Below are 25,420 nucleotides of genomic sequence, written 5' to 3'. Positions count from 1 at the left end.
TGGTCAGCCGCCCGCCAGCGCCGCGTCGACCTCCTCGGCCAAGGGTATGGCAGGCTGCGCGCCGGGCTTGAGGCAGGCCAGCGAGCCGGCGGCTGCGGCGCGACGCAAGGCATCTTCCAGGCGGAGGCCCGATGCGAGCCCGGCCGCGAGATAGCCGCAAAATGTGTCGCCGGCCCCGACTGTGTCGACCGGCGTGATCTTCAGTGCCGGGGCTTCGAAGAAATCCTCAGGCGTCGCGGCCAGTACGCCTTCGCCACCGAGCGTGACGATGATCGTGCGGCCGGTGGTTTCGGCAAAGCTCTTCATCCGGGCGGGGCGGTCGCGGCCGCGCAGTTGCAGCAGTTCGCCGTAAAGATCGAACTCGGTCTCGTTGGCGACGACATAGTCGGCCTTGCCGAGGCATGAGGCGGCTTCGGTGCGGAACGGCGCGGTGTTGAGGATGGTGGTGGCCGCGGCTGCCCGGGCGGCGTCGAGGGCCGCTTCGACCGTCGCCTGCGGGATCTCATGCTGCAGGAGCAGAATGTCGCCCTGTTTGGGATTCGCTTTCGCAAGGTTGCCTGGCATGACGGCGCCATTGGCGCCAGGCACTACCACGATCACGTTTTCTCCGTGGCTGTCGACAAGTATGTGCGCCGTCCCGGTGGCCGTCTCGACTTCTTCGACGCCGGAAAGCTCGACCTTGCCTTCCCTGAGGCAGCCCAGCGCCTCGGCCGCGAAAGCGTCCTTGCCGACCGCGCCGATCATCCGGACCTGAGCGCCGGCGCGCGCCGCCGCCAGCGCCTGGTTGGCGCCCTTGCCGCCAGGCGCGGTCTTGAACGCGTCGCCCGCAACCGTCTCGCCCGGATCGGGCAAGCGCTCGACGGTTGCGATAAGGTCGAGATTGATCGAGCCGATGACGATGATCAAGGAAAGCCTCCCGGTGATTTTCCGGGAAGCTACGGATTTCGCCGGCCTATGGAAAGACGCTGCCGGCGAAAATGATCGCCGGCAGTGTCGTAATCAAGCGCGCGCGCAGACCTGGCCGGCTTCCCAGCCGAGGATCGCTCGCTTGCGGGTGAGGCCCCAGTGATAGCCGGTCAGCTGGCCGGATTTCCCCAGCGCCCGATGACATGGAACCACGAAGGAGAGCGGGTTCGCCCCGATCGCAGCGCCCACCGCGCGGCTCGCCTGCGGCGCGCCGATCTCGGCGGCGATCGACGAATAGCTGCGCGCCTTGCCCATCGGGATCTTCAGCAACGCCTCCCAGACGCGGAGCTGGAAATCCGTGCCGATCATGACGACGCGCAGCGGCTGCTCCGAGCGCCATCTGGCCGGGTCGAAGATGCGCGCCGCGTAAGGGGCGGTCGCCGCCATGTCCTCGATATAGTTCGCATTCGGCCAGCGGCTCGACATGTCGGCGAAGGCCGCCCGCTCGCCGCCGGCATCGTTGAAGGATAGGCCGGCGAGCCCACGGTCGGTGACCATGATCAAGGCAATGCCGAAGGGCGAGATGTGATAGCCGTAGCGGATGGTGAGCCCGGCGCCGCGGGTCTTGTAGTCGCCGGGCGACATCGCTTCGTGGGTGACGAAGAGGTCGTGCAGCCGGCCCGGGCCCGACATGCCGACTTCGAACGAGGTTTCGAGCAGCGGCATGCCGCTATCGAGCAGCTTTCTTGCATGGTCGAGCGTCACCGCCTGCAGGAAGCCCTTGGGCGAAAGCCCGGCCCAGCGAGTGAAAAGCTTCTGCAGGTTCGTCGGTGTCTCTCCGACCTCGGCGGCCAGCGTCTCGAGCGAGGGCTGGTCGCGGTAGTCGAGGCTGATCTTCTCGATCACGCGGCGGACGGTCTCGTAGTCGCCGCCCTGGGGCGTGATGTCCTTTTGCAGGATTGCGGTCTGTGCGTTCATGGCAAATCTCCTTGAACGCGAATATCGTGGTTTGGAAGGCGTTTCTCCACCCGATTCATGCGTCCAGACATGATTTCTCAGCCCGTTTTCGCCCTGGCCAGCGCCCGTGAAAACGCGGCCGCGAAGCTCTCGCGGTCGTCGGGGTTGAGGAAGTCGCCGATCGGCACGGCGCGACCCTGACCTTCGACGGCCATTTTGGTGATGCCGATCTCTTCGTGCCGGGCCACGGAAAGGTTTGCCCAGAACGGGTTGAAATGATGCGCCTCGGCCCGGCCGGAAGGCGCGGTCTTGCGGATGTCGAGGCTGGTGCGTGACAGCGACACCTCTTCGCGAGCCCGCGCGGCCCGATAGTTCAGCCGGAAGGCTACATAGATGAGGAGCACGTCTAGCCCGAAGAAGCCGAAAACCGGCCATGCGCCCTGGCTTAGGAAGACAGCGCCCGTGGCGAGCCAGCCGAATATCAGCGCGCCCATCAGCACCATGAAGCCGGTGCGGCCGAGCGAGCGGTGCGGCGTCAGCAACGCCCTGAAAAACGGCTCGTCGGGAGAGGCGGCGTTTGTCTCGCTCATGCCGACAGAATATAGAGGTCGCATGAAAAAGCCCAAGGCCAAAAACGAGCCGGCCGCCGCTGCCAAAGCCAAGCCGCGCCCGCGCAGCTTCCGTGCGCGGGCGCGCTATACACCGGCCGAAGTGCGCGAGATTTTCCGCCGCTTTTCAATTCAGCGGCCGGAGCCGAAGGGCGAACTGGAGCATATCAACCCCTTCACTCTTCTGGTTGCCGTGGTGCTGTCGGCGCAGGCCACCGATGTCGGCGTCAACAAGGCGACGCGGGCTCTGTTTGCCGTCGCCGACACGCCACAAAAGATGCTGGAACTGGGGGAGGAGCGGGTCGGCGACTATATCCGCACCATCGGCCTGTGGCGCAACAAGGCGAAAAACGTGATCGCGCTGTCCGAGGCGCTGATCCGCGACTTTGGCGGCGAGGTGCCCGGCGATCGCGACCTTCTGGTGAAGCTGCCGGGCGTGGGACGGAAGACCGCCAATGTCGTGCTCAACATGGCCTTCGGCCAGCCGACCATGGCGGTCGACACGCATATTTTCCGCATAGGCAATCGGCTAGGCCTGGCCCCCGGCAGGACGCCGGAGGAGGTGGAGGCCGGACTGGTGGCGATCATCCCCGACGAATATATGCGCCACGCCCATCACTGGCTGATCCTGCACGGCCGCTACGTCTGCAAGGCGCGCAAGCCGGACTGCGAGGTCTGCGTCATCGCCGATCTGTGCAAGGCGCCGGAAAAGACCAACAGCGTGCCCGCGCCGCTGGTCGAACTGAAGCCGCTCGAACCGGTCGAACTGGCCGAGGCTCAGTAGAATACGCCGCGGGCCATGGTGGCGGCGAAGGTGAGGATCAGCGCGAAACCGATGATCTGCACCTTGATGTAGGAACGCGCCGTCTCGATCTCGGCGTCGGGCACGACATAGGCCGGGTCGGATGCCGCCTTGCGCCATCTGACGATGCGCGCTGTAGGCCCCATCGAAAGCATGCCGACGGCGGCGAGCGACGCCATCTTGGCCCAGAACATCGTGTTGTAGACATAATATTCCCAGCCCTTCAGGCCAAAGAAGACGCGCAGGACCCCAATCGCGATCAGCGTCCCGGCGATCCCGCCATAGGCGGCGTCGAGGCGTCCGAGCAGCGCCAGATTGCGTCCGCCGAGCCCGGGGCGGACCAGCGCCCATTCGGTGGCGAGCACGGAAGCAAGCAGGAAGGCCAGGAAATGATGGAATATCGCCAGAACGAGATCGGTCGCCATGCGTATTCTCCGCAGTGTTGGAATCGCCGGGGAATAGGCCTCGTAAATCCGGCTTTGGCAACCGCCGGTTGGCCGGCTTGATCGTCGGCGGCATCAAACTAAGTTCCGGGAATGGCACTCACGCGCGACATCAACCCAATGCCGGACCACATCCGCGAGGAGCTTCAGGCGCGCGGTTTGATTCCCGCCTATGAGGCGCGTCCCGACTACCAGCGCAACGACTATCTCGGCTGGATCGCGCGGGCCAAGCGCGAGGAGACCCGCCGCAAGCGGCTCGACCAGATGCTGGACGAGCTCGAGCGCGGCGATGTCTATATGAGGATGGCATGGCGCGGCGACGGCCGCTGACTTCCACCGGAATTGCTGGAGGAAACAGAACGGGCCGCTGGCATCATCCGGCGCGCATCGGAAGGAGTAGCGTGCAGGAACCTGCATGCGGAGAAGCCAATGCCTGTCGCCATCGACATTCCCGTCATCGAAACGGCGCGCACCATATTGCGCGCGCACCGGCTCGACGATTTCGAGGACTATGCCGCCATGTGGGCCGATCCCGCAGTCACGCGCTTTATAGCCGGGGGGAAGCCGCGGACACGCGAGGAGAGTTGGCTGCGCTTCCTGCGCCATCCCGGTATGTGGGCGATGATCGGCTACGGCTTCTGGGCGGTCGAGGAAAAGGCAACCGGGCGCTTCATCGGCGAAGCGGGGTTCCACGACCTGAAGCGGGACATCCAGCCATCACTCGAGGGAAGAGCGGAGGCCGGCTGGGGGCTGATCGCTGCCGCGCATGGCCAGGGCTTCGCCACCGAGATCGTCGGCGCAGCGGCCGCGTGGAGCGACAGCCGCTTCGGCGGCGCGAAAACCGTCTGCATCATCGATCCCGACAATGCCGGCTCGATCAATGTCGCGCAGAAATGCGGCTATCGCAAAATCGCGCGGACAACCTATCACGACAAGCCGACGATCATGTTCGAACGCGTTGCTGAACGTCAGTCCAGCGCCGTCGGCGCATAGACCAGAACGGGCTCGGCGCGGCCTTTCACGGTGATCTCCTTGAGTTTCCGGAGCGGGATGCGCTCCGAAACCTGCTCGGCGGTCGCCTGCCCGATGACCAGCGGCACGCCGAGATCCTTCGATGCGCCTTCCAGCCGCGACGCCAGATTGACCGCGTCGCCGAGCGCCGAATAGTCGAACCGCCGCTCGGAGCCGACATTGCCGACCACGCAATGGCCGGTGTTGATGCCGATGCCGATGCGCAGCGAAATCGGCGTCTCGCCGCGCGCCTCGGCTTCGGCCCGCAGTTCCCCGTTCAAGTCTTCGAGCGCCAGCATCATGCCAAGTGCGGCCTCCACCGCGTGGGTGGCATGGTCGGGATCGTCGAGCGGCGCGTTCCAGAACGCCATCAGGCAGTCGCCGATATATTTGTCGATGGTGCCACTATGCGCCATGACCACCTCCGAAAGCGGCGTCAGGAGCCGGTTGATCAGCGTGGTCAGCCGCTCCGGATCGCCCTTCATGCCTTCCGCGATGGTGGTGAAGCCGCGGATGTCGCAAAACAGGATGGTCAGCGCCCGGACCTCGCCGCCTAGGCGAAGCTGTGACGGATCGCGCGCCAGCCGCTCGACCAGGGCGGGCGACAGATATTGCGAGAAGGCGCGGGTGATGCCCTGGCGCATCCTGCGCTCGGCGGCGAAATCGCGCGCGCTCTGGGCGCTCGCCACCAGCCCCGTCGCTAAAACCGGCGCCAGCGGCGGGACGAAGACGCGGCCGAAGCGCAGAAGCAGATAGCTGCCGGCCAGCAGCGCGGCCGTCGCGATGATGAAGCCCGCGAGCGTCCGCCATCCTGTCTGCCGCCACACCAGCAGAGCGCCGGCCAATGCGCCGAGCACGACGGACAGCATCGCCGTCGCGGTGGCGGCGCGGCCGATGGACAGCCGCCCGGCGAGATTGTCGAAGACCGTCGCCTGGATCTCGACGCCTGCGACCAGCCTGCCGGTGCGGATGGTGAAGGGCGTCGCATGCACGTCGGCCCCGGCTTCGGAAAGCGTCGGCGCGTTCTGCAGGCTGAGCCCGACCATGACGACGCGGTCGCGGAAATAGTTTTCGGGCAGGAAATTGTCCGGATCGAGCGCCTGGTAGTAGGAGACGGTCGGGTAGGTGCGCGAAGGCCCGAACGTCTGGATAAGCGCGCCATCTGGAACCGTGGCAGGGCGGCCCGCCGCCTCGGCGAGTTGCGCCGCGAAGCCATCGCGGTAACCCGGCACGCGCCGCAATATGCCGTCGCCGTCGGGCGAGATCGAGGCGATGCCGGTTGCAGCGCCTGTCGCGGTGAACATGGCCAGTGGCTCCACCCGAACATGCTGCGCCGCCTGCTCGGTCTCGATGAAGGTCTCGTCGCCGGCCAGCACCACATCCGGTCCGAGCGCTGCCGCCAGCGCCTCGTCGGCGGCGGGAATGGAGGGTTCGGCGAAGATGATGTCGACGCCGATCGCCTTGGCCCCGGCGCGGCGCAGCGCCTCTATCAGCCTTGCGTGCAGGTCGCGCGGCCACGGCCATTGCAGGCCGATTTCGGCGAGCGAAGGCTCGTCGATGGCGACGACGACCGGCCCGTCGACCGGCCGCGCCGGCGGCGCGATCGTCGAGAGGTAATCGAAGGCGCGCGCCTCGACGAGCCGCCATGGCGTGAGGAAGGACAGCCCGGCGGCGAGCAGCGCGGCAGCGAGCGCGATCGCCAGAACGCCGTTACGGCGCGGCGAGCCGGGCTCGGAAGCGCCAAGGCCCTTCCACCACGGACCGCCGGAAAACATCAGAAGCGGACCTTCAGCGTCCCGACGATGCTGCGTCCCCAGCCGGGTGTGCTGGTAGCGACTTCGAAGTCTTCATCGAACAGGTTGTAAGCGGCGATGTCGAGCGCGAATCGCTTGTCGAAAGGCTCCCAGGTCAGGAACGCGTCCGTCGACCAATAAGGTTCCAGTTCAGTTCCCGTTTGGTCGCCGGTGCGTGAGCCGACGTAGGTGCCGGCGAGCGTGACTTTGAGATTGGACGGGTGGACCCATGTCAGGCCCAGCCGCGTTGAAGTTTCGGGAACGAAGGGCAGCGGACCGCCAAAGCCGGAGCTGTCGGGATCCTCGTTTTCGGAATCGGCGTAGGCAAAGGTCGCGAATGCGCCGAAACCACCGCCGATCCAGACATTTGCCGTGACGCTGACGCGGTCCAGACGTCCATCGGAGAGGTCGATCGTGGTGGCTGATGCGGGGACGCCGATCGACAGTTTCTCGAATTCCTGATGCTGATAGTCGAGCGCAGTAAACAGGCGGCTGTTCCATTCGGCGTCCCAGCGCGCCGCGAAGGTGTCGGAAAAGCCGTCCGTAGCGAGCGAACTCTGGTTTGATTGCAGGCCGAGTATGCCGACCGGAGCAAGCGTGGCGGAGGTTATAAACGAACCTTCGCGTAGGAAGCCGGCACGCAGATAATGACCTTCGAACGGTGTCCACGCCACGCCGAGACGTGGCTCGAAGCGCTGTTCGTCGATTGTGCCTCCATCGAGGTAAGTGCCAAAAATGGCCCCCTCCACTTTGAGATTGGGATTGAACTCGTAGACGGCGTCAAAATAAGCGCGCCCGATAGCGACATCGACGGATGTGGACGTTTCAGAAACGATCGTATCTGAAATAAAGGGGGAAACGAGAGTCAGCGTTTCATCGCTTGAAATGTCCAGCATTCCGCCTTCGCCACCGTACCGGAAAGTGAAATCGCCGGCCTCGTAAGCGTGGCTGATTGCCCCAATATACGACTGCTGCTCCAATTCGGCCGCAGTCCTGAGGACCAAGGGAAATTCGTCTATTTCGATCGGCTGATCGTTGACGCTGTCGTCATGGATCGCGGTGGTGAAAACCGCAGCGCTAGCGACATTGTGGTACCCAAAAGTATGGCTCCACGCGGCACCAGCATTGCTTGTTCGAGTGTCGCCGGCCCCGACAAGAGTGTCGCCCAAAAACGGAACCAAGTCTGTGGGCACGATTGCGTCCAGCCCGAACTCGAAATCGGTCACGTTGGCATAGGCCACCACGCTGTCATTGGGCGTCGGCTTCATGGCTACGTAGCCGATGCCCGTAATCGACTTGTCCTCCAGGTCGAACTGGCCGGCAATCGGATCGTCACCGCGTCTCGTATCAGTTTCGAGACCAGCTATCCTACCGTAGAAGCTCCACGGAATCGGGGCTGTCTGATACCCTTGGACCTCGATTTCGCTGTTCCAGCCCGGATCGCCATCATCCGCCACAAAACCCCCGCCGACGGAGGTTTCGACAAAGGGCCGTCGAAGCAGGTTGGCGGTGCGCGAACGGCTGGCGAGCATCTGCGGATCGAGCATCAGCCCCTGGAAGAGCGACGAAAAGCTCGTGGTGTTGGTGCCGGGTTCAGTTGGGACATCGCCAAAGCGCAGATTGTTGGCGAAGGGGTTGACGCTGCCGGCAAGCGCTTGATCGACGTAACCCGCGCCGGCGAAGGGATCAAACACCGCCTGTGCATAGTAGCGCCCCCAGGCGTCCAGGCCTTGTAGGCGGAATGCATCGTTCAGGGTCGAACCCGCATCCTTGTTGGCACTGAGCGCCGCGTAGTCGCTACCGCGTGCGCGGGTGCGCCGCAACGCCTCCTGAGCGTAGGTGATCGCCTTGTCGGCCTCGTACTCGTCGATTGCGAGTGTCGTGCGGACGGATGAAATCACCGGATCGTTCGGATCAAGGCGGTCCGCGTTCTCGATCGCCTGTTCGGCGGGCGCGCGCTCGCCGGCCTCGTAGTAAGCAACGGCAAGCAGCAGCAGCCCGTTAGAATAGGCCGGATTGGCGGTCGTACCGGCAAGCAGGTCGTCGCGCGCCTTGTCCAGTTCGCCGGTCTGCAGATAATAGCGCCCGCGCGCGACCAGCAAGAGATCGAATGAGGGGTCGGCGGCCATCGCCTTGTCGATCAGCGGCTTGGCTTCCTTCACCCGGCCCTGGTCGAGATAGAGGATCGCAAGATTGGCGTGGGCCACAGGATCGTTCGGGGCGAGATCAATGGAGCGCAGGTAGGCGGCCTCCGCCTCGCGCTCGCCGCCGCGCGTGCTCTGCAGATTTCCGATCGCATTCAGGATCCTAGGGGAACCGGGTGCGATTTCAGAGGCACGCATCGCGTCCACCATCGCGCCTTCGATGTCGCCCTCGATGCCGGCCTTGTACTTGACGCGCGCCTCGAGCGCGATCGGATCGTCGGGATCGAGCGCCAGAGCGCGTGCAATCGCTTCCTTCACCTGCGCGCGATCATCAACGAGGACGGCGAGCAGGGCTCTGTAACCGGGCAGCGACGGGTCGTCCGGGTACCGGGTTTCGGCTCGCCTGATGATCTCGATCGCCGCCGGGATGTCCTTCAGGAAGCCAGCGGTCCACGCCTCGACGAGCGCGGCGTAGGGGCCGCCGCCATGCACGACGGGCGGCTGCTCGACATGATCCGGGTTGGCGAGCGACCGTGCGAAATAGGCACCATAAAGCGCGATTGCCCGGCGTTGTGCATCGAGGCGGGGCGCCGCGCGCTGGAAAAGCAGCGCCGCTTGCGCGTACTCCTGCGCCGCTCCGGCGGCGAGCGCGTCGATCAGGTCAAGCCGCGCCTTCTGGACGGCCGTGAGGCGGAAGGCCCGAGCCTGCGCTGCCGCCTTGAGTGCGGCCGTCTCGCCGTCATAACTCATCGAGACTTCGGCGAGCGTCAGCCACTCTTCCGCGCTGCGCGCCTGCTCCGGCTTCGCGCCGATGCGCGCCCGCTCCGCCCGCATGTCGGGGCTCGACAGCGATGACACGGGCATCCAGCCGAACGAGGTCGCGCAGCGACAGATAAAACAGCATCTGCTCGCGATCGTCCGAATCGACGATGACCACCTTCGTCGGCGCCGAGCCGATGCTGGCGGCAGCCGCCTCGCCTTGGGCGACGCTGACCGAGCCGAATTCGTTGGCGAGTTCGACCGTGCCTTCGAGCACGGTCAGGGATGTCCTGCCATTGCCGTCGACGGTCATCGTCCAGTCCGTGCCGCGGATGGCGGCGGCGGCGGCGGGCGTTTCGATGGTCAGGCCTTCGCCGCCGCGTTCGGCGCGCGCCCAGATCGAGCCGGATTCCAGCGCGAAACGGGTGTCCGCGGCCGCGCCTATCGCCTTGACCAGAAGCGTGGTGTTGCGGCCAAGCCGCATCTGCGTGCGGTCGGAAAACAGCACGGCCAGGCTGCCATTGGCGTTGGTGCGCAGGTAATCGCCGGGGACCACGTCCTGCCTGAGGTCGACGGCCTGCCACGACGACACGTCGATGAAGCGCACCTCTTCGCCGCTCTTGCGGGCGATGACAGACCCCGCAGCCGGCAAAGTGCGCGGCACAGGATCGGCCGCCGCCTGCTGCGCGCAGGCGAACGTCGCCAACGCCAGCGAAACACGAATAGTCCCCCGCATGCAGTCCTGAGCCCCCGCCTGGAACGGCGTTTATGACGATACTGCGATGAAACTGTCAAACATTCCGTTGCAGCAATCCGTGTAATGCGGCAAACGTTGCAGGCAAGACACAGGGGCGGGAAGCAGGCAAAAGATCATGGGCGTGATGGAAAAGACGAAGAGCGCCGTTTTAGGCGCCGAAGTGAAGGCATTGCCGATCGGCAAAGACTATGTCGATCATCTTAAAAAAATAAACGATGTCTTTTACGACCAGATCAAGATCGCCGACCAGAAGGCCGCCTACATCTTCACCTTCATGCTGGCGTTCCTGATAACCTCCTCGGAAGGCCGGGCGGCGTTCAAATGGCAGCGCTACGTCGATGCCGAATTTCCTCTGGTGATATTTTCGGGGGGCATGGCGCTTGCAGCATCGTGCGCGCTGGTTGCGGCCATCCTTGTGGTGCTGCCGAGACGGGGTGTGGGATCAACCTCGCTGTTCTGGGGCGGTTGGGAGGCGCATCGGGCGATGGTGCTCGAAGCCGGCTGCCGTAACGACCCGGATTTCATCTTCCAGGAATATCTGGCCAACATCGACAGCCTGTCGCTGATCGCCAGGGTCAAATACCGCTACGTGACGATGGCCTTCCGCTCGCTGATCGTCATGGTGCTTTCCTATCTGCTGCTGCTTCTGGCGGTCAGCTAAGAAGCCCACGCCATCTGCCTCGCCGGAACGAATTCTCAGGCGGTCTCCGACAGCAAACGGTCCCGGCCTGGGGAAAGCCAGGGCCGGGACCGTCGGTGCTGTCGCGTACGCAGATACTGAGCGACGCGGCAACATCGCCTCCGATTGGTGAACGGCCGGTAAATCGGCATTGATCCTGGATGTCCGCGGGCCCTGGTCCACCCGCCGTCACGGTTGACATAGCGGCTGCCTGGCTTAGGTCTGACTGGAAGAGCGGAGGCCCGATGGATAGCCAGAACCTGCCGGCCGGCTATCGGCCCTCGACCAGCCATGCGGCGCTTGGCGACGAATTCTACGACGTTGTCGCCCCCGCCTCATTCCCCAAGCATGTGCTCAGATGGCGCAACCAGCGCTGGGCCGAACGCGTCGGGCTTGGGGAACTCGGCGAGGATGAGTGGATCGACCATTTCGGCCGCTTCCGGCCGTTGCCCGGCACCTACCGGCAGCCGCTGTCGCTGCGCTATCACGGCCATCAGTTCCGCGTTTACAATCCCGAGATCGGCGACGGTCGCGGCTTCCTGTTCGCGCAACTGCATGATCGGGTGGACGGCCGGTTGCTCGATCTCGGCACCAAGGGCAGCGGCCGCACGCCCTGGTCGCGAACCGCCGACGGCAGGCTGACGCTGAAAGGCGGCGTACGGGAGATATTGGCCACCGAGATGCTGGAAGCACTCGGCGTCAACACTTCGAAGACCTTCAGCCTGATAGAGACCGGCGAGGAACTGATGCGCGGCGACGAGCCTTCGCCGACGCGGTCTTCGGTGCTGGTCAGGCTCAGCCATTCGCATATCCGCATCGGCAGTTTCCAGCGCCTGCTCTATTTCGACCGCAAGGACGATATCGCAAAACTGCTCGACTATTCGATCAGCACCTACATGCCGGAGATCTGGCGCGACGATCTTGCCGGCCGGGCCGTCGCCTTCGTCGAGAATGTCGGCAGGCTGGTGGCGCGGACGGGCGCCGAATGGATGGTCGCAGGCTTCGTGCACGGCGTGCTCAACACCGACAACATCAACATCACCGGCGAAAGCTTCGACTACGGCCCATGGCGCTTCCTGCCGGTGCTGGAGCCGGGGTTTACCGCCGCCTATTTCGACCATCAGGGCCTCTACGCCTATGGACGGCAGCCCGACACGCTGCTCTGGAACATGACGCGGCTTGCCGAGTGCTTTTGCCGCTCGCGCAACAAAGTGAACTGGAAAGGGTGCTTGGCGGCTTCGGCAGGATGTTCCAGGCCGAGTTCTCGAAAAACCTGCTTCGCCGGCTCGGGCTCGCTCCGGCTTCGGAAGAGAACGCCGCCGCCCTGGCGCAGGCCTGGTGGCAGTTCCTGCATGCAAGCAAGGCGCCCTTCGAACGGGCCTTTTTCGACTGGTATGGCGGGCTGGCGAGCAGCGCCCGGGCCGAGGCCGGCCCATCCGCCGAATTCTATGCAATGGAAGCTTTCGCTCCGGTCCGCGCCGCCTTTGCCGCCCTGGAGCCTGCGAACGGGGACGCTCTCAAGCATCGCTATTTTTCGCGTCAGCGGCCATGCACCATTTTGATCGACGAGGTCGAGGCGCTGTGGGATCCGATCGCCGCAAGCGACGACTGGTCCGTATTCGAAGCGAAGATTGCTGCCGTCCGCGAGATGGGAGAGGCGCTCGGCAACCGGCCGGCTCAGCCGTAGCCGCCGCTACGCCGCTTTCAATTTACGCGCTTCGATCCGGCGCTCGGCTGCGGAGATAGAAATCTCGAAGTGGTCGGTCTGCGTCACGTCGAGCACTTTGCTTGGCCGGTAGGCCGCGACATTGACGCCGCCGCTGAGCCTGACGCTGTCGTAGAGAATGCCGTCGCCGCCGGAAGCCCTGATAGCCTCGCCGAAGGCTTGAGAGGCGGCATAGCTGTCCGGCGCGTAGAGTTCCGGCCTTTCGGCCTGCAGGCTGTGAATGTCGACATAATCGCCTTGGAGGCCGGCGGAATAGGCGCGGTAGGTGCGCTGCATTGCCGGTGCATTGCGGGCGATCGCTTCGCGGCGCAGATGATGGCCGACCTCGGCGATTGCCGTTTGGATCTCCGCCGCGGCATACCATGCGCCGAGTTCGGGGCCGTTGAAGCGCATGCCGGCCGGCGCGACGTGCAGGAACGCCGCCATGACGATGCTGGCATTGGCGCGGCCGAATACCCATTCATGTTCCGGCAGGCGGCCGATGCGCTCGGCCACAAGCCGGTCGTTGGTCCATCCGGCGAGGTCCATCACCGCCTCCAGGTCAGATGCAGTGGCCACGGTGTCGAACAGCCCGATAGGTGGGAATTGCGACGGGATCAGCCGGTGCGACGGCTGCGGCGCCGGCGAAAGCTTTTCGGTCACGTGAAGACGATATCCGCTTCCCTGTAGGGCTCGAATGTGGCGTCGGCCGCGTTCGGCTCCATGTAGAGCCCGCCGCGCGCCGCATCGAGGAAACGGCGTACGGTGAGCAGGCCGTCCTGCGAGCCGGAGGTCACCAGCGCGAGTGGCGGCCGACCGCCGAAGACGGCGGCTCCATGCGGGCCGCGCAGCCACGCCACGCCGCCCTTCTCGGAACCATAAAGCACGCCGAGCGCCTGATGGATGCCGAGCATGGCCGATATGCGTGTCAGCACGTCGACATCGAGGGTGAATTCGCCATGTTCGCGGGCGAGTTTTGCCCAGTTATGGTAGGTGGACCGCGACGGGTAGCCGAGCACGAGCCGGCGCTCCTCCTCGCCAAGGCCCCAGAGGTCGGCGATGGCGAGGAAAGTCCGGAAGGCCGGGGCACTCAGCCGCCTGCGATTGGCCGGCGCGAAACGCGTCCGGTCGAGCACCTGCGGCCCCGGCTCCACAATTTCGGTTTGGGTCTTGAGCAGGCGCGCCATGCAGGTTCTCCTTGTCCGGATTTGAATATAGTCCAAATCCGGACATTTGCAAGCAGGCTCCTTCTAAGCGGCTTTCGACCTCACATAAGCGATGTAGCCGCGCACATCGGCGGCAGGCTCGCTGTATGCCGTACCCAGCGTTTCCTCGATATTGGCCATGTATTTCTTCGCCCAATCCGGCAGCGGATAGTCGATGACGGCCAGGAACTCGAGCGTGGCGGCAAGCCGGATGTCGGCGATGGACGGCTTGTTCCCGCCGATGAAGGGCGCATCGCCGATGTAGAAGCTCTGAAACACACCGAGCGGCTCGGCAAGAGCCTCGACGGCGGCCTTGCGGGCGGCTTCCTTGGTCGGAACGTCCGCCTCGCTGTGGCCGACTTCACCCGGATATTGCGGGAAGCCGAGCAGCGGATAGGTGGATCGCGCGAGATAGGGATAGAAAGTGCCGACCAAATAGAACATGGCGCTGTCGATCATCGCCCGGCGGGCGGGGTCCGTGGGATAAAAATCCTCCAGGCCGTGCTTGTTGCAGAGATACTGCATGATGGCGCAGCTCTCCCACAACGCCCCCCTGGGCAGGCCGGTCTCCTCGATCATCGGCGTCAGGTGCGCCGGATTGCGCGCAAGGAACTCCGCCTGCCGCGTCTGGCCAAAGACATCGTGCTCGCTGAACTCCAGCCCCGCGGCGCGAAGGAAAACCCGGACCGTCAGATTGTTGACGCTGGGCTTGATCACGTTGAGCTTGATCTCGGACATTTCAACTCCTCCCTTGGTGGTTTCAATACGGGTTCTTGGGTTCGCGGTCCGGCGACAGCGTCGGCCGGGAGCGCGCCGTCAGCGCCTCTATCGCATCGGCGAGATGGATTTCGGCGATGGCGTATTCGTTCCGCTGCACCCTGATCTTGTGCGCTTCCATCAGGACGTCTGCATGGGCGAAGCCGTGCGGCGGCTCGAAACGGTAGGAGGCGAGCTCGACCAGAAGGCCGAGCGGGTCCTCGAAATAGATGGAATCCATGAAGCCGCGGTCCTTGACGCCGCTGTGCTTGATCTTGCGCTCGTCGAGCCGTTCCACCGCCTGCAGGAACGACACGCGCGAAACCGAGAAAGCGATGTGGTGGACGCAGCCCATGTCGGTCGAGGTCCGTGTCGGATCAGGCTTGCGGTCGTCATTGGTGAACACCGTGATCAGCCGTCCGTCGCCGGGGTCGAAGTAGAGATGGCTTTCGGAGGCGCGGTCAAGATTGGGCTGCTCGAAGATGAAAGGCATGCCCAGCACCCCTTCCCAGAAATCGATCGAGGTCTGCCTGTCGGCCCCGACCAGCGTGATGTGATGAACTCCCTGCGATTGAAGTTTTCGCATTGTATTCCTCCTCCCACGGGCCGGCGCGGTTAGCGCTGCACCAGCTTCGACTTGTATTCGCTGCGCTGGAGCGTGCCCCACGGCGCCAGATCGACCCGCGCCGCAAAGACGAGCACGTCGCGGATGCGCTTCTGGATCCGGGCGGCAAGTTCCGGACCGCCAGCATAATCCTTCGCCAGTTCGACCACCACCGGCAAAGGCGGTTCCTGCCGCACGCCCGGATCCCGCGGCTTGACCAGGATCATGCCGGTCACATCGGGCATGAACTGGTTGACGATTTCGCGGATGGCCGAGGGAAAGACGTTGACGCCGCGCACGAGAAGCATGTCGTCGGTCCGTCCGACGCAGCGGATCCGCGGCGCGGTGCGCCCGCACCGGCAGGGCGAGGTCCAGACCTGGACATGGTCGCGGGTGCGGAAGCGCAGCAGCGGCGCCGCCTGATGGCTGAGATGGGTCAGGACGAGTTCGCCGCGCGCGCCGTCTTCCATCGGGATGGATGCGCCGGTTTCGGGATCGATCAGTTCGGGGTGGACGAAACCGCGGCCGCCAAGATGCATGCCGCATTGCTCCTCGCACTCGCCCCACAGCGAGACGCCGATGTCGCCGATGCCCATCGCCTCCGTCACTCTGGCGCCCCAGGCCTGTTCTAGATGCGCCCGCAATGCCGGCTCGCCGCCGCCGGGCTCGCCGGCGACCAGTACGCGCTTCACGCTGGAGCCCTTGAGATCGAAGCCGCGCTCCTCCGCCCACTCCGCGAGGTGGGCCGCGTAGGACGGCGTCATCACCACCGCCACCGGCTTCAGGAGGCGGATCGCGGCCATCAGACGCTCGGTATTGCCGGTGCCGACCGGAATGTGGGTCATTCCTATCCTGTCGAACGCGCCGAGCGCCGCGCCCGCAACGAAGGGTCCGGCATTGTAGGTCGAGACGACTGCTTCGCCCGGGCGGATGCCAGAGGCCGAATAGCTTCGGGCCGACGTCACGACCCAGTTGTCGAGGTCCTGCGCCGTCAGGGGAATGTAGCTGGGCGTGCCGGTGGTGCCGCTGGTGGAGAAGATGCGCACGATCTCTTCCCGCGGCACCGCAAGATGCGTTCCGATCGGATGGTCGGCGCTGCACGACGCCCTGATCTCGTCCTTCTCGGTGAAAGGCAGTCTCTCGATCGATCCAGACCGCCGATCTCATCGGCGGTGGCGAAGCCGGCCTCTCCCAGCTTGCTTTGGTAAAAGGCCGAGCGGGCGAGAAGGTATGCGACCTGGCGGCGGTACAAAACGTCGTCCTGTCTGGCCTGATCGCGCCAGGGGCGGGTCTCCACCTCCGGATCGAACATGGTCAGGTTCCGTTCCTGCCGCGGTAGGCAACGGCTGCTTCCGCTTGGCCGGCAAGCACAAAGCCGATGGGGTTCTGCTGCTCTTCGGCGAGATGGGCGAGGATGCCGCCGGCGCGTGCGAGCAGCGGTATCGCCTTGATCATCGCCGGCGGAAAGTCGAGGTCGAGGAGCACCGCGGCGATCGGCATCGACACGTTCATGACCAGCGGCTTGCCCCAGACCTGGGCCACCGCCTCGCGCATTCGCCGGGCCAGATCGACATGCGGACCGGCGACGCCGCGCTGGCCGGCAAGCTCCAGGATGCGTTCGGCGCGCGGATCGAGCGGCCGGTGCACGGGGTGGCCGAAGCCCGGCGCCTTGCCGCCCGCTTCACGGATTTCCCGGGCCATTTCCAGCACGACCGTGTCGGCGTCCTCGCCGTCGGCCAGCCGCTTGCGGGCCTTGGACAGCAGCGCGCCGCAGAGCTCGGAGGTGCCGAGCAGCACAGGCCCGCAGCCAAGGATGCCTGCGGCAAGCGCGCCCTGCAGCGCATTCGGGTCCGCGGCGAGCGTCATCCGCGCCGCCTGGACGGTGGGCATCATGCCGTGCTCGGCAATGGCGACGAGCAGGAGATCGAGAAAATAGCGCTGGTCCTCGGTCGGCTCGCGCCCGGTCAGGAGCAGGTAGAAATATGCGGTGAAGCTCAGCCTTCCCATGAGATCGCCGCAGAGGTCTTTTCCGCGCACTTCGACGGCATCCGCCGTCGCGATGCAGATGTCGGATGTGGCCGCGCGCGCTTTGCCGATCTGCATGGATCCCACCCATCTGGAGCCTTGATGGCGTCCGGATGCTAGACTGAAAGAGGGAAGTCGCACAACAGCTGCGACCGTCGAGAATGCTCGCGAGCTTGCCGCTTTCGACGTCCTTGACCGGAAATCCGCTAGGCCGGATAGCAGCCGCGCTCGATGGCGAGGCGGCGCACCAATGCCAGCACCAGATCGATCGCCGGCGTAGGCTGGCCAGTGAGTTGCCCAAGCTCCTGCACCGCCGTCACCAGCGCGTCGATCTCCATCGGCCGCCCGCGCTCGCGATCCTGCAGCATTGAGGTCTTGTGCGCGCCGACGGCCCCAGCGCCCTTGATGCGCCGGTCGACATCGATCGGGAAGCGGACACCCAGTCTTTCGCCGATCGCCTGCGCTTCCAGCATCATCGCGCGGGCAACGGTGCGCGTGCTCTCGTCGGCCACGATGTCGGCAAGCGTGCTGCCGGTGAGCGCCGAGATCGGATTGAACGACAGATTGCCCCAGAGCTTCACCCAAATCTCGCCGCGTATGTCGTCGCGGACGGGCGCCTGGAGCCCGGCCGCGATCAACTCCTCGGCGAGGCGTGCGACACGGTCGCTTTTTTCACCCGACGGCTCGCCGAGTGAGAAGCGCTTGCCCTCGACGTGGCGGATCAGGCCCGGTGCATCCACTTCGGCTGCCGGATAGACCACGGCACCGATCACCCGCTCGGGGCCGAGCCTTTCCCAGATTGCTCCGCCGGGGTCGACCGAGGCTATGCGACTTCCTTCGAGCGGCCCGCCGATCTTGTGGAAGTACCACCAGGGCACGCCGTTCTGCATGGTGACGACGGCGGTCCGCTCGCCCAGAAGCGGCGCGATCTGGTCGAGCGCCGGTCCGAGCGAGTGGGCTTTCAGCGCGAGCACGACATAGTCCTGGATGCCCAGCTCATCCGCCTGCGCGGCAGCCCGCACTGGGACGGCGGTTTCCTTGCCATCCTCGATCAGGCGGAGCCCGCCGGACCGGATCGCTTCCAGATGCGCGCCGCGCGCCACGATCGACAGGTCGGTCCTGCCGGCGAGGCCAAGCTTCGCCGCGAGGTAGCCGCCGATCGCGCCGGCGCCGAAGACAGTAATCCGCATCATCCCAGGCCGAGTTTCGCCGCAAGCCCGATGCGTTGCAACTTGCCCGTGGCGCCTTTCGGGATTTCGTCGAGGATGACGATCTTGCGCGGTACCTTGAAGTCGGCGAGTCGACCGGAGGCGAAGCTGCGGATTTCATTCTCGCTGGCGATGACGCCCTCGCGCAGCACGATCGCGGCGGCGACCTCCTCGCCGAGCTTGTCGTGCGGCATCGCGAAGGTGACGACCTGAGCGACGGCCGGATGGTCCATCAGCACCTCGTCGACTTCCAGCGGCGAGATCTTCTCCCCGCCGCGGTTGATGATTTCCTTCAGCCGGCCGGTGACGCGCAGGTAGCGGTCGTCGTCCAATACGCCTTGATCGCCGGTGTGGAACCAGCCATGGGCGAAGGCCGAGCCGTTCGCTTCCGGGTTCTTCTCGTAGCCGGCGGTCACGTTCGGTCCGCGAATGACGATCTCGCCCGTTTGCCCCGGCTCCAGCAGCCGGCCGTCGGGCGCCATGATCGCGACCTCCGGTCCCGCGGCGGCGCCGACGCTGCCGGGCTTGCGCAGACCCGGCGGCAGGCGGTTGGACGCCATCTGATGAGCGGCTTCCGTCATGCCGTAGGATCTGATCACCGGGCAGCCGAACACCGATTCCAGCTCGGCCATGACCTGCGCTGGCAGAGAGGCCGACGATGACCGGATGAAGCGCAGCGTCGCTGCTTGCAGCGCTTCCGGATTGCGCGCGGCGCGCGCCAGGATCGCCTGATGCATGGTCGGCACCGCCGTGTACCAGGTCGGCCGAGCCTCGGAGAGCCACTGGAAGAAGCGCAGCGCATTGAAGCCCGGCGTGCAGAAGACGCTGCCGCCGGCGGCGAGCGACGACAGCACTGCCGCGATCAACCCGTGGATGTGGAAGAGCGGCATGATGTTGAGGCAGCGGTCGTCCGCGGTCAGGCCGAGCGTCGCGCCGATATGGCGGGCGGAAGCGGCGAGATTGGGGTGGCTCAGCGGCACCAGTTTCGGGCGCGATGTCGTGCCGGATGTGTGGAGCAGCAGCGCGATGTCGTCGGCCTCGGCGAAAGCGGGTGTTGCCGGCTGGCCGACATTATTGCCCTCGATCCGGAAGCTGCCGGCGGGCGCATCGGACAATGCATGAAGCCTCAGAACGCCGATGCCGAGACGCTCGGCGACCGCAACGGCCGGGCCGGCCTCGTCTTCGCCGACAAGGATCGCCTTTGCGCCGATATCGGTTAAGTAGAATTCGAGCTCATCGGCGCGGTAGGCGGGATTGAGCGGCGCGGTCGAAGCCGCCGACGCGGCCGAGAGGAAGGCCGTCGCCATCTCCGGCCCGTTCGGCAGGACTATGGCGACGCGGTCGCCGCGGCCGATGCCGTGTGCGTTCAACTGCCGCGCGGCATCCGCGATCTGGCGGCGGAGCGCTCCATGGGTGAGCGTTGCCCGGTCGGGCGCGGAAATCGCCGGCGCGTCTTCAGCGCCGGCTGCGATCCGCTCGACAATCGCCTCAGACAACGCGGACCTCGATGTCGCCGACGCCCTCGACGTGGCCGCGCAGCACATCACCGCGGTTGACGGCACCTACGCCGGCCGGCGTTCCCGAAAGAATGATGTCGCCCGGCATCAGCGTAAACAGGCCCGACAGATAACTGATCATCTCAGGAACCTTCCAGATCATCTGATTCAGGTCGCCAGTCTGCTTGCGCTGGCCATTGACGTCCAGCCAGATGGCTCCCTGCGTAGGGTGGCCGATAGCGCTTGCCGGCACCAGCGGCGTGCATGGCCCTGACGCCTCGAACGCCTTGCCGACCTCCCAGGGGCGGCCCATGTCCTTTGCCTTGCCCTGCAGGTCGCGTCTAGTCATGTCTAGGGCGACGCCATAGCCGTAAACGCAATCCAGCGCCTTCTCGACCGGAATGTCGGTTCCACCGCTTTTCAGCGCCACGACCATCTCGATTTCGTGATGGACGTCGTTGGACGCAGGCGGATAGGGGAATTCGCCTGATGTATCGAGGTTGTCTGGGTTCTTCTGGAAGAAGAAGGGCGGTTCCTTGTTCGGGTCGTGGCCCATTTCGACAGCATGCGCGGCGTAGTTCCGGCCGACGCAGTAGACCCGGTGCACCGGGAACAGCTTGTCGGTTCCCTGAACCGGCAGTGCCGGGATGGCGGTCGGCTGGATGACGTAGTTCGAAGTGGCGCCGTGCATGTTCACTGTCTTGCTCCTGCGTAATATTCGACTTTGGCTTCGGCCCGTTCGATCAGATCGGAGAGCACCAGGGCGAAGGCAAAAAGGATGATGGTGAGGGCCCAAAATTCGGCCATTCGGAAGTTTCTAGAGAAGGTTTCGAACAGCGCGCCGTAGCCGACGATGGCGACGAGCAACTGGCCGATGACGACCCCTTTGACGCCGCGGATGAGGCCAAGGCGGATGCCGGCAAGGATTTCCGGTAACGCGGCCCAAAGGATGATCTTTGAATAGAGCGCCGGTTTCGACGCGCCATAGGAGCGCGCCATCTCGATCAGCGACGGCGAGATGTGGCGGACGCCTGCCCTCGTATCGAGAACGATGATCCAGATCGCGAACAGGAACACCGCCGCGACGATCGTCTTCTCGCCGAAGCCGAACAGGATCATCAGCACCGGCACGATCGCCGATAGCGGCGCGCTGGAGAAGATGTTGACCCACATGCCGAGCAGGTCATCGGCGATCCTAACCCGGCCCATCAGGATGCCGAGCGGTATACCGACGACGATCGCCAGCGCCATGCCTATGGCGAAGGCGCGCAGCGTGGTGAGGGTCGCGCTCTGCCAGGACGGCGTCTGCACGAGTTCGAGAGCGGCGGCGAGAACGTCGCTGAAGGGCGGCAGGATGAACATGATGCCGAGCCGGCCGACAATCTCCCAGACGACGCACCAGACGAGGAGCGACGCCATCATCGGCACGCGGTAGCCGTAAAAAGTCATGGCAAGTCACTCCACATATTGCTTAAGCCCCTGCCAGATCTCGTCGACCGTATCGAGGTAGTGCTTGTCGCGGTGGATGCGTTCCGGGTCGCCGGTGCGGTCGATTTCGGGCTCGATGATCTGCGACACGCGGCCCGGCCGCGGCGACAGCAAGACAATCCGGTCGGAAATGTAGACCGCCTCTTCGATCGAGTGCGTCACGAAGATGAAGGTCTTGTTCTGGTTGGTGCGCAGCCGGATCAGGTCCTCCTGGAACTTCCGCCGGTTCTGCTCGTCCACCGCCGAGAACGGCTCGTCGAGGAGCAACACCTCTGCATCCACCGACAGCGCCCGCGCCAGGCCGACGCGCTGGCGCATGCCGCCCGACAGCTCGTGGGGGTATTTGTTCTCGAAACCGGCAAGGCCGACTTCGCCGATATAGTGGCGCGCCTTGTCCTCGCGTTCGGTCTTGTTGGCGCCGCGCAATTCGAGGCCGAAAGCCACGTTGCGCATCACCGTCGCCCAGGGCATCAGGGCAAAATCCTGGAAGACGAAGGCCCGTTCCGGCCCCGGCCCGCTGACCGGCTTGCCATTGACCGTGACCTTCCCGGAATTGGCTTCGATGAGGCCGGCGATGATCTTCAGCAGCGTCGTTTTTCCGCAGCCGCTCGGCCCGAGAAGGCTGGTCAGCTTGCCGCGGGGAAAGTCGAGATCGACGCCGCGCAGCGCCTCGACATCCCCGTAGGTCTTGGAGATACCCCTGACCTCCACGATCGAGTCGACTGGCGCCGGCATAGACGATGGTTCCTTTCGCAAGACAGCGCTGCGCATGTCAGGCTCCTCTCTTCTCGGGCCTGAAAATGCGGACTTCCACCCACTGCAGGAAAACCAGCGTGAGGGTCGAAAGCGCGATGATCGAGCCGATTGTTGCATACATCTCGGCGTAATCGGCGCGCGAGCGGTGGAAAGTGATGAGATCGCCGATTCCGGTCGGCGTGATCAGCAGCTCGGCGAGCACGACGCCGACGAAGCCGGCCGCCACGCCGAGGCGCAGGCCGGCGAAGATCACCGGGCTGGCGTCGGGAAGGATGATCTTGGCGACCGTCTGCCAGCGTGTGCCCAGGAACGAACGGCACATGACGAGCAGCGACTCGTTGACGTTGCGCACTGCCTTGTAGGTGTTGAGCACGATTACCGGCAGCGCCAGGATCATCACGGCAAGTATCTTGGAGGTCAGGCCGATGCCGTAGACGAAGGTGACCATCGGGATGAAGGCCGCGACCGGCGCCGCCTGCAGCACGACGAAGATCGGGATCGCCAGCCATTCGCCGGTGCGCCATAAGCCGCAGAGCGTGCCGAGCCCGACGCCAATGAAGGCCGACAGCACGACGCCGAGCACCAGCGGCTGCAGCGTAGAGAGATAAGCGCTCGGCATGCTGCCGTCGGCCATCAGCCCGAAGAATGCGATGATCGTGTCGGAAAAGGTCGGAAAAGCGAAGCTGACGGGGATGTGCCCGGCGATCTCCCACAGGCCTGCAAAAAGCGCGATCGACACGAGGCGGAGCAGGATCGGACGATCTTGCCATCCTGCCGCTTCGCCGCGCCGCCCGGAAGGGGGAGCGAGGCCAACGGCCTCGCCCTCTGTTCTGATGCTGCTTGCCATCAGGCCGGCCGCCTATTTCTTGCCAAGCTTGGCGACGGCGCGATCGACTGGCCCGAGGTCCCAGAAATCCTCGATCTTGAGGGTGGCGGGATCGCCCTCGATCTGGCCTGCCGCGGTGAAGAAGGCGAAGTCGCCGGCCGCCGCCTCTGCGCCGCCGCCGTTAAGCGCGAGCGCGCCGGCCTCCGCCGTCTCCTTGTAGTATTCGGTGATTTCCGTATCGGCTTCCGCCCCAAGATCCGGCAGAAGCTTGTACTTGTTGCGAAGTTCCACCGCGACGGCGGGATTTTCGGTGATCTCGCGTCCGGTCTTGATCAGCTCCTCGACCAGAATGTCAACGTCTGCGGCGCCGTTCTTGAGATACTCGGCCGTGGCGAACACCGTCTCGTCCGATGCGCTGACGTTTTCGACCGGCAGCACGATGAACTTGCCGGGCGCCTCCGCTTCGAGCGCGCGCCGGTTGGCCGCATCGACGATCGAGGCTTTCAGCGTTCCTTGCAGCAGCGCGTTGCGCCGCACCTCCGAGCCGGGAACGTAGCTGATCGCGCCGAGCGTGATGCCGTTGTTCTTCGCCATCAGCTTCATGACGGCCTCGGTGCCGGAGCCGCGTCCCTGCACTGCGACTTCCTGTCCGTCCAGGTCCTTCCACGTCTTGTAGAATTCGGCGTTGACCACCGGGAAGAAGCGCTGCGTGGAAATCTGCGCGAAGATGCGGATCGGAACGCCGACCTTCTGGATCAGCGTATAGGGCGCACCGATGCCGACATCGGCTTGGCCGCCAACGATCGCCTGGGTCGCCAGATCTTCGTCGTTGAGGATGATCAGTTCGACGTTGACGCCGCGCTCCTTGGCGCGCTCGATCGCGGCCAGCGTCTGGATGGATTCTATGCCGGGCAGATCGCCGAACGCGATGCGCATGTCGCCGGCGCTTGCCGCCGACAGCGGCGCCGCGCTTCCCAGGGCCGCGGCGAAGACCGTTGCAAGGATGGTACGTCTGGACAGGCTGGCCATTTTTATTCCTCCCGTTTTGTAACCAATATTGGTATTGGTTAAGCCTCCGGCGGGAATTGGTCAAGGATGAATCTGTCGTAATCCGCCTGCAACAACGCAAGTTCTGGATATTGACGCCTTGGACCAATCGTCTTAACACCAGCAATGGGAATCAATGCGCGAATTGGTTAAATCGATGGATGTTGGCGGGAATGGCGGCCATGCCGCGTTGGTGCAGCTTCAGGCTTATCTCGCGCAGATGGACCTTTCGGGCGAAAGCCGGCTGCCTTCGGAGCGGGAACTGTGCGAGAGCCTCGGCGTGTCGCGCGGCGATCTGCGCAAGGCGCTGGCAGTGCTGGAGAAGGACGGCCGCATCTGGCGCCACGTCGGCAAAGGCACCTTCGTCGGCAGCGGCCCGGTCGAGGAGACGATCGGCATTTCCGAGATCGCCGGCCGCACCAACCCGGCCGACGTGATGCGCGCGCGCCTGATCATCGAGCCGGAGATCGCGCGCGAGGCCGCACTTCACGCCACGCTCTCCGATATCGCCGCGATGCGGCAATCGCTGGCGCAGACGCGCGAAGCCGCCACCTGGCGGCAGTACGAGAATTTCGACAACCTGCTCCACCGGCAGATCGCGCAGGCGAGCCGCAACAATGTGCTGCTCGGCCTGTTCGACGTCCTGAACGCAGTGCGCCGCACCGTCGTGTGGGGCCGGCTTCGCTCCGATGGCGCGCGGCCGCCGGCCGACCACCACAGCTTCGCCGACCATGAGCGCATCGTAGAGGCTATCGCCGACCGCGACCTCGGCGGCGCGGCCGCGGCCATGCGCTTGCATCTGCAGCAGGTTGGGCGGCGCCTGATCCCCGTGCGCGAGGCCGCCGAATAAGGCCGAATAAGTCCGTTGAATTCCGCCGGTGCGGAAGCGGTTGGCCCCGCAATGGCTAACCGGCTCCCTTTGATTTCGGGGCGCTGCGATGGTGCGTTGGCACTCGCACGGTGCGAGTGCCAAAATTTCTGTTTGTCCCTATTGAACCTGAAAATTTCCAAACTAATTCGATATTTGCGCGATGCCTGAATAAGGGTCGCAGCTCCTCGCGCCGACCGATATTGCCGGTCTGGCGCAGGAATCTCGGTCTGTTTGTCCATGAGGAGAACAACATGACGTTCCGTCCATTGCATGACCGTATCCTGGTCCGCCGCGTCGAGGTCGACGAAAAGACGGCTGGAGGCATCATCATTCCCGACACCGCCAAGGAAAAGCCGCAGGAAGGCGAAGTCATCGCCGCCGGACCCGGCGCGCGCAACGAAGCTGGGCAGCTTCAGCCGCTCGATGTGAAGGTCGGAGACCGTATCCTGTTCGGCAAATGGTCCGGCACCGAGATCAAGCTGAATGGCGAGGATCTGCTCATCATGAAGGAAAGCGACGTGATGGGGGTGATCGAAAAGACAGCTGAAATGAAGAGCGCCGCCTGACGGTCTCT

Annotated in this window: 24 protein-coding genes and 2 pseudogenes; 7 read left to right on the top strand and 19 right to left on the bottom strand. The window is 64.8% G+C overall.

Annotated elements, in window-relative coordinates; translation table 11 throughout:
- Positions 1-3: 3 nt before the first annotated feature.
- From ACG873_RS27145 to ACG873_RS27135, 3 genes are all read right to left on the bottom strand, one after another.
- Positions 4-906, bottom strand: a complete 903-nt coding sequence (locus ACG873_RS27145; RefSeq protein WP_394888837.1) for a ribokinase — start codon at positions 904-906, stop codon at positions 4-6.
- Positions 907-999: 93 nt separating this feature from the next.
- Positions 1,000-1,884: a methylated-DNA--[protein]-cysteine S-methyltransferase gene (locus tag ACG873_RS27140; protein WP_394888836.1), complete on the bottom strand. Its 885-nt coding sequence runs from the start codon at positions 1,882-1,884 to the stop codon at positions 1,000-1,002.
- A gap of 77 nt (positions 1,885-1,961) precedes the next feature.
- Positions 1,962-2,453 carry a DUF2244 domain-containing protein gene (locus ACG873_RS27135; protein ID WP_394888835.1) on the bottom strand — a complete coding sequence of 164 codons (492 nt, stop codon included), beginning with the start codon at positions 2,451-2,453 and terminating at the stop codon, positions 1,962-1,964.
- Positions 2,454-2,475: 22 nt separating this feature from the next.
- Between ACG873_RS27135 and nth the strand changes: the two genes are divergently transcribed.
- A complete protein-coding gene (gene nth / locus ACG873_RS27130) occupies positions 2,476-3,255 on the top strand; it encodes an endonuclease III (protein WP_394888834.1) in 780 nt (259 codons plus the stop codon).
- Here nth and ACG873_RS27125 read toward each other — a convergent pair.
- Positions 3,249-3,698 carry a DUF2214 family protein gene (locus ACG873_RS27125; RefSeq protein WP_394888833.1) on the bottom strand — a complete coding sequence of 150 codons (450 nt, stop codon included), beginning with the start codon at positions 3,696-3,698 and terminating at the stop codon, positions 3,249-3,251. The genes nth and ACG873_RS27125 overlap by 7 nt on opposite strands.
- Positions 3,699-3,809: 111 nt before the next feature.
- Here ACG873_RS27125 and ACG873_RS27120 point away from each other — a divergent pair, with 111 nt between their 5' ends.
- Complete coding sequence (locus tag ACG873_RS27120; RefSeq protein WP_394888832.1) at positions 3,810-4,046, top strand: YdeI/OmpD-associated family protein; 237 nt, start codon at positions 3,810-3,812, stop codon at positions 4,044-4,046.
- Between the two features lie 99 nt (positions 4,047-4,145).
- Positions 4,146-4,709, top strand: a complete 564-nt coding sequence (locus ACG873_RS27115) for a GNAT family N-acetyltransferase (protein ID WP_394888831.1) — start codon at positions 4,146-4,148, stop codon at positions 4,707-4,709.
- Here the strand turns inward: ACG873_RS27115 and ACG873_RS27110 are convergent.
- Positions 4,685-6,502, bottom strand: a complete 1,818-nt coding sequence (locus tag ACG873_RS27110) for a CHASE2 domain-containing protein (protein ID WP_394888830.1) — start codon at positions 6,500-6,502, stop codon at positions 4,685-4,687. The two genes, ACG873_RS27115 and ACG873_RS27110, sit on opposite strands and share 25 nt — an antisense overlap.
- Positions 6,502-10,159: pseudogene (locus ACG873_RS27105) on the bottom strand (FecR domain-containing protein). Before ACG873_RS27105 ends, ACG873_RS27110 begins: the two are co-directional and overlap by 1 nt.
- Positions 10,160-10,295: 136 nt before the next feature.
- On the opposite strand from ACG873_RS27105, the gene ACG873_RS27100 reads away from it, so the two are divergent.
- Positions 10,296-10,841 (top strand): Pycsar system effector family protein, encoded by a 546-nt coding sequence (locus tag ACG873_RS27100; protein ID WP_394888829.1) that lies wholly within the window; start codon positions 10,296-10,298, stop codon positions 10,839-10,841.
- 263 nt (positions 10,842-11,104) lie between these two features.
- Positions 11,105-12,546, top strand: a pseudogene (locus ACG873_RS27095) (protein adenylyltransferase SelO).
- Positions 12,547-12,552: 6 nt separating this feature from the next.
- Here the strand turns inward: ACG873_RS27095 and ACG873_RS27090 are convergent.
- From ACG873_RS27090 to ACG873_RS27030, 13 genes are all read right to left on the bottom strand, one after another.
- Positions 12,553-13,227 carry an RES family NAD+ phosphorylase gene (locus ACG873_RS27090; protein WP_394888828.1) on the bottom strand — a complete coding sequence of 225 codons (675 nt, stop codon included), beginning with the start codon at positions 13,225-13,227 and terminating at the stop codon, positions 12,553-12,555.
- A complete protein-coding gene (locus tag ACG873_RS27085) occupies positions 13,224-13,751 on the bottom strand; it encodes an MbcA/ParS/Xre antitoxin family protein (RefSeq protein WP_394888827.1) in 528 nt (175 codons plus the stop codon). Before ACG873_RS27085 ends, ACG873_RS27090 begins: the two co-directional genes overlap by 4 nt.
- A gap of 63 nt (positions 13,752-13,814) precedes the next feature.
- Complete coding sequence (locus ACG873_RS27080) at positions 13,815-14,507, bottom strand: glutathione S-transferase family protein (protein WP_394888826.1); 693 nt, start codon at positions 14,505-14,507, stop codon at positions 13,815-13,817.
- A gap of 22 nt (positions 14,508-14,529) precedes the next feature.
- On the bottom strand, positions 14,530-15,111 hold the full coding sequence (locus ACG873_RS27075) for a VOC family protein (protein WP_394888825.1): 582 nt from the start codon (positions 15,109-15,111) through the stop codon (positions 14,530-14,532).
- A 29-nt stretch (positions 15,112-15,140) separates the two neighbouring features.
- Positions 15,141-16,211, bottom strand: a complete 1,071-nt coding sequence (locus tag ACG873_RS27070) for a phenylacetate--CoA ligase family protein (RefSeq protein WP_394893734.1) — start codon at positions 16,209-16,211, stop codon at positions 15,141-15,143.
- Positions 16,212-16,443: 232 nt separating this feature from the next.
- The gene (locus tag ACG873_RS27065; protein ID WP_394888824.1) at positions 16,444-17,232 is read right to left on the bottom strand and encodes a citryl-CoA lyase; all 789 of its coding nucleotides are present in this window, start codon (positions 17,230-17,232) and stop codon (positions 16,444-16,446) included.
- Between the two features lie 128 nt (positions 17,233-17,360).
- Positions 17,361-18,344: a 2-dehydropantoate 2-reductase gene (locus ACG873_RS27060; protein ID WP_394893733.1), complete on the bottom strand. Its 984-nt coding sequence runs from the start codon at positions 18,342-18,344 to the stop codon at positions 17,361-17,363.
- On the bottom strand, positions 18,344-19,858 hold the full coding sequence (locus tag ACG873_RS27055; protein WP_394888823.1) for an acyl--CoA ligase: 1,515 nt from the start codon (positions 19,856-19,858) through the stop codon (positions 18,344-18,346). The genes ACG873_RS27060 and ACG873_RS27055 overlap by 1 nt, the downstream gene beginning before the upstream one ends.
- Positions 19,851-20,549, bottom strand: coding sequence for a fumarylacetoacetate hydrolase family protein (locus tag ACG873_RS27050; protein WP_394893731.1), 699 nt, complete (start codon positions 20,547-20,549; stop codon positions 19,851-19,853). Before ACG873_RS27050 ends, ACG873_RS27055 begins: the two co-directional genes overlap by 8 nt.
- A 2-nt stretch (positions 20,550-20,551) precedes the next feature.
- On the bottom strand, positions 20,552-21,307 hold the full coding sequence (locus ACG873_RS27045) for an ABC transporter permease (protein WP_394888822.1): 756 nt from the start codon (positions 21,305-21,307) through the stop codon (positions 20,552-20,554).
- Between the two features lie 6 nt (positions 21,308-21,313).
- Positions 21,314-22,081: an ABC transporter ATP-binding protein gene (locus ACG873_RS27040; protein WP_394888821.1), complete on the bottom strand. Its 768-nt coding sequence runs from the start codon at positions 22,079-22,081 to the stop codon at positions 21,314-21,316.
- 37 nt (positions 22,082-22,118) lie between these two features.
- On the bottom strand, positions 22,119-22,949 hold the full coding sequence (locus ACG873_RS27035; protein ID WP_394888820.1) for an ABC transporter permease: 831 nt from the start codon (positions 22,947-22,949) through the stop codon (positions 22,119-22,121).
- A gap of 12 nt (positions 22,950-22,961) precedes the next feature.
- Positions 22,962-23,957, bottom strand: coding sequence for an ABC transporter substrate-binding protein (locus tag ACG873_RS27030; RefSeq protein ID WP_394888819.1), 996 nt, complete (start codon positions 23,955-23,957; stop codon positions 22,962-22,964).
- 175 nt (positions 23,958-24,132) lie between these two features.
- Here ACG873_RS27030 and ACG873_RS27025 point away from each other — a divergent pair, with 175 nt between their 5' ends.
- Positions 24,133-24,825: a FadR/GntR family transcriptional regulator gene (locus ACG873_RS27025; RefSeq protein WP_394893729.1), complete on the top strand. Its 693-nt coding sequence runs from the start codon at positions 24,133-24,135 to the stop codon at positions 24,823-24,825.
- 272 nt (positions 24,826-25,097) lie between these two features.
- Positions 25,098-25,412, top strand: coding sequence for a co-chaperone GroES (locus tag ACG873_RS27020; protein WP_394888818.1), 315 nt, complete (start codon positions 25,098-25,100; stop codon positions 25,410-25,412).
- Positions 25,413-25,420: the final 8 nt, after the last annotated feature.

Origin of the sequence: Allomesorhizobium aridi (genome assembly GCF_043769475.1) — a bacterium.
In the GTDB taxonomy this organism is placed as follows: Bacteria; Pseudomonadota; Alphaproteobacteria; order Rhizobiales; family Rhizobiaceae; genus Allomesorhizobium.
The sequence above is the reverse complement of the archived record's forward strand: the minus strand, read 5'-3'. Positions and strand labels throughout refer to the sequence as shown.